Below are 4,208 nucleotides of genomic sequence, written 5' to 3'. Positions count from 1 at the left end.
GGTCTCCGACGATGAGTTTCAAGCGCTCAATATCAAACCCGGTAAGTTTCATGGCGATTGGAACTATACGCTTCTTCCTCGCTCTTAATCGGTAACTTAATTCTTGCCCATGCCTTAGGGAGGGCAGGCTGTGCCTGCCGTAGTTGCGCAAAGCAAATGCAGCATGTGGAGTCAAGACGACAGCGGAAGATAACGTACAACAATTATGTGGAAAGACATTGTCACAACCGCCATTATCGGCACCGAGCGCCAAGCGCTGACGATACCACAATTGAACAACGCAACAGGAGCGCTCTTCGCCCAACTTGATCCGAATGATCGTGAGCGAACCTTACTCTGCACCGCTGCGGTAGTAATGTTGTACGAGCGAGCAGGTCGGGTAGCAGCGGCCGCTGTTCAGCCTACCATGACTCCCTGTGAAGAAGAGACTCTGGCACCCTGCTCGCTTCTGTCCGCGCAGCATTTATCGATGATGCTCAACGGACAATATAAAGACGTGCTTCCAGAATGGCTGACCGCCATCAGCACCATTCAACGTCGGGCTCCAGAGGAATACCTCCCGGCACTGCTCGAAGCAGGACGGACCCACTCCGCGCTGCGCTCAGCAATCCTGCCAGTTCTTGGCCAACGTGGCATATGGCTCGCACAACAAAATCCCGCGTGGAATTACGTCGCCAGTACAACTAATGCGTCAGCGTGGGAGACAGGAAATCTTGCCGCACGATTGGAGTTTTTGCAAAAGCTGCGGTCGACCGACCCACAACAAGCCCGCGAACTTCTTGCTGCCAACTGGCAACAGGAAACTCCAGAAGATCGAGCGACGTTTCTTGAGGCGCTTCGCACCAACCTCGGTCTCGCTGATGAGTCATTTCTTGAATCCGCCTTGGATGATCGACGGAAAGAAGTGCGTCGTGTCGCAGTTGACTTACTGGCTTCCCTACCAGACTCGGCTTTATGCCGACGGATGATCGACCGCATACGTCCGCTTGTTACCATTTCTCGCAAGTGGATCGTCAAGGATACACTCACAGTGACACTTCCGGAGAGGTGCGATGATACTATGATTCGTGACGGGATTGAATCCAAAGCTCCAGGCGGCAAAGGCCAGAAAGCGTGGTGGTTACAGCAAATGATTGGGATCGTTCCCCCCTCATTTTGGTGTCAGGAATCAGGACAAACACCGGGGGTTCTCATCCAGCTGAGTCAACGAAGCGAATGGCAAGAGCCGTTCTTACAAGGCTGGGTACAGGCAGCCCTGCGCTCTCGTGATATCGAGTGGATTGAAGCGCTTCTCAGTGAACCGTTACCTAGACAAGGTGTGAGCGACAAAGGTCTGCTCTTTCGTGCGTTACCACCCAACCGGCAAGAACATTTCGCCCGACAAGTGTTGCAAGCAGAATTCCTCAGTGGCACGAATCGAGATACGACAAGCTGGATTCTCTCGAATTATCATCACCAGTGGAGCGAACAACTCAGTCAAAGCGTCTGGGATCAGATCTCTCGCTATCTGCCAGGAGAGACAAAGGATTACTTCTGGTGGAACGCGTTTCTCACTACGATTGCCCCCTACATCAATCCCATTGTTTCGACGAAAATAAGCACCAATCTTTCTGGTATTGCGTCCTCTAACGCCGCGATCGAGAAGTTTCTTAATACCCTCCAATTCCGTCACGACATGTTGAAGGAGATCAATCGATGAATACCGTGTTACGTCAACACGCCGAACAGCAGTTCACCGAAGAAATTTCTGCACTTGCCAAAGCCGATGATCGCCCACGCCCACCAAGCTGGAAGCTCTCGCCGTGGGCGGTGGCTACCTACATTCTTGGCGGCACGCTCGATGATGGGTTCGTCATCCAACCCAAATATATTGGCAGTCGTCGGTTAATCGAGATCGCCATTGCGACTGTAGCAACAGACCGCGCACTCCTGCTGTTGGGCTTACCGGGCACGGCGAAAACTTGGGTCGCTGAACACCTCGCCGCCGCGATCTCCGGAGATTCCACACTGCTCATTCAGGGTACTGCTGGTACTAGTGAAGAAAGCATTCGCTATGGCTGGAACTATGCGACCTTGCTTTCTAAAGGACCATCACGCGACGCCTTGGTACCGAGTCCCCTGATGCGAGCGATGCAAGAAGGCAAACTTGCACGCGTAGAAGAACTGACGCGGATTCCCTCTGATGTGCAGGACTCGTTGATCACGATTCTCTCTGAAAAGACCTTGCCAATACCGGAACTCAACGATGAAGTACAAGCAGTGAGAGGATTCAATGTCATTGCGACCGCCAACAATCGTGATCGTGGAGTCAACGAACTGTCTAGTGCGTTGAAACGTCGCTTCAATACTGTGATCTTGCCTGTACCAGATACAGCAGAGGAAGAGGTCGCTATCGTTCAACAGCGCGTAGAGAGTATGGGCCGTGCGCTTGAATTGCCAACCGAACCACCGGCACTCACGGAAATACGTCGAGTGGTAACAATCTTCCGCGAACTGCGTGATGGCAAGACTGAAGATGGAACAACCAAATTGAAAACGCCAAGCAGTACCCTCAGCACCGCAGAAGCCATCTCCGTAGTGAATAACGGCATGGCACTCGCTGGCCACTTTGGCGACGGCAAACTCCGCGCGCATGATCTCGCCGCGAGTCTGGTCGGTGCCGTGGTCAAAGATCCGGTGCAAGATCGTACCGTGTGGCTTGAGTACCTTGAGACAGTTGTTAAGGAGCGGGACGGGTGGAAAGACCTTTACCGAGCGTGTCGGGAAATCTCGAACTAGAGATTGGGGGTTAGGGGTTGGGGGTTGGGGGTTGGAAAGAGAAAAGGCAATGGATCAAAAGAATAGTAAGGTTCATAGCTTCCGCGACTTACGCGTGTGGCAAGCTGGTATGGATTTAGTTGAGCACGTGTATCGCTTAACCCAGGCATTCCCACCCCAGGAAATGTACGGTCTAACAATCCAGATGAGACGCGCGGCTGTTTCTATTCCGTCGAATATTGCCGAAGGGCATATCAGAGCACACAGCAAAGAGTTCTTGAATTTTATCTCTATTGCGCACGGTTCCCTAGCGGAATTACAAACACAAATCGAAATTGCGGGTCGGTTACGGTATCTATCAGCCCTCCAAGTCACTCCGTTACTCGAACAAGCAGCGTCATTAAGCAAACAACTGCATACGCTACGCAGTGCTATCTCGAAAAGAGATTAATGGGTAAGTCGTCTCTATTATTACCAACAACCCGAATCTCTAATCCTTATGCCAACCCCAACCCCCCAATCCCCAACCCCTAGCTCCAACCCCCAACCCCTAACCCCCAACCCCTATGTCTTCGGCATCAGGCATCACGGTCCTGGCTCTGCCCGCAGCCTACGGCAAGCGTTAGCAACGCTGAAACCAGATGTGATCCTTGTCGAAGGTCCGCCTGACGCTGAGGCAGTATTGTCGCTTCTTGCGCACGCAGAGATGCAGCCTCCCGTGGCCTTGCTGATCTATGTTCCTGATGACCCGAAGCGAGCGGTCTATTATCCATTCGCAGTCTTCTCACCAGAATGGCAAGCAATTCATTATGGCTTGACGAATAATCTCACTGTCCGTTTCATGGATTTACCGCAAGCCTACCAACTTGCTGAGGCCCCTTCTGATCCAACCCTTAACTGTCGAGTCTCATAACATCGTGAACACAAAAGTCTCATAACATCGCGCACTCCTTAATTGGGCAAAAGTCTCACGACATCGCGCACTCCGGTGCTCCAGAGACTGTCAAACCTCTCTTTTGCTTGTTCCTCACCCCTGGTTTGTCGGTGGGATGAACGAGAAAAATACTGAAGAAATTCGCTATCGCCGTCTGGCCTTTCGGCTCTTTGACCAAGACAAATCGCCGACCGAGATTCTTCATCGGATCCCGCGCTCGCGCACCTGGCTCTTCAAATGGAAGAAACGCTTTGCGCACCAGCGCTGGCACGCCTTGGACAGTCGCCCCAAAGCGCCCAAACGCGTGGCTAAGCGCTACAACCGCAAGGTGGTCACGCTGGTGCTGCGCCTGCGCCGTCGCCTGCAACGGGCAGAGGTAGGACTGAGCGGCCATCCCTGTAAAGGTCGGTTGACTACCGTCGCATCGCCAGAATCCGCGCAGTCGATACGTGCGTTTGTTTTTTGCCACTCAGTTTGTGAGGTACTGGCTTCTTCGGCCCGCGTTTGGACTTGGTGT

4 protein-coding genes and 1 pseudogene are annotated in these 4,208 nt (G+C 52.8%); 4 read left to right on the top strand and 1 reads right to left on the bottom strand.

Annotation, left to right across the window (positions count from 1 at the left end):
* The first annotated feature begins 205 nt into the window (after positions 1–205).
* The 4 genes and pseudogenes from FJ147_27640 to FJ147_27625 all read left to right on the top strand — a co-directional run bounded on the left by FJ147_27640 (position 206) and on the right by FJ147_27625 (position 3,631).
* Complete coding sequence (locus tag FJ147_27640) at positions 206–1,699, top strand: hypothetical protein (GenBank protein MBM4259657.1); 1,494 nt, start codon at positions 206–208, stop codon at positions 1,697–1,699.
* Positions 1,696–2,778 carry an ATPase gene (locus FJ147_27635; GenBank protein ID MBM4259656.1) on the top strand — a complete coding sequence of 361 codons (1,083 nt, stop codon included), beginning with the start codon at positions 1,696–1,698 and terminating at the stop codon, positions 2,776–2,778. Before FJ147_27640 ends, FJ147_27635 begins: the two co-directional genes overlap by 4 nt.
* 49 nt (positions 2,779–2,827) lie before the next feature.
* Positions 2,828–3,208 (top strand): four helix bundle protein, encoded by a 381-nt coding sequence (locus FJ147_27630; GenBank protein MBM4259655.1) that lies wholly within the window; start codon positions 2,828–2,830, stop codon positions 3,206–3,208.
* Between the two features lie 48 nt (positions 3,209–3,256).
* Positions 3,257–3,631: pseudogene (locus FJ147_27625) on the top strand (hypothetical protein).
* Positions 3,632–3,725: 94 nt separating this feature from the next.
* Here the strand turns inward: FJ147_27625 and FJ147_27620 are convergent.
* Entirely contained in the window at positions 3,726–4,160 is a 435-nt protein-coding gene (locus FJ147_27620; protein ID MBM4259654.1) for a hypothetical protein, read from the bottom strand.
* Positions 4,161–4,208: the final 48 nt, after the last annotated feature.

Source organism: Deltaproteobacteria bacterium, from assembly GCA_016874775.1.
Lineage (GTDB): Bacteria > Desulfobacterota > Binatia > Bin18 > Bin18 > VGTJ01.
Note: the sequence above shows the minus strand (reverse complement) of the source record. Positions and strands in the feature narration are given on the sequence as shown.

What these genes read in the sequence shown, in the direction of transcription:
- FJ147_27640 (MBM4259657.1), top strand. Translation starts at nt 206, where the DNA reads ATGTGGAAAGACATTGTCACAACCGCCATTATCGGCACCGAGCGCCAA.
- FJ147_27635 (MBM4259656.1), top strand. Translation starts at nt 1,696, where the DNA reads ATGAATACCGTGTTACGTCAACACGCCGAACAGCAGTTCACCGAAGAA.
- FJ147_27630 (MBM4259655.1), top strand. Translation starts at nt 2,828, where the DNA reads ATGGATCAAAAGAATAGTAAGGTTCATAGCTTCCGCGACTTACGCGTG.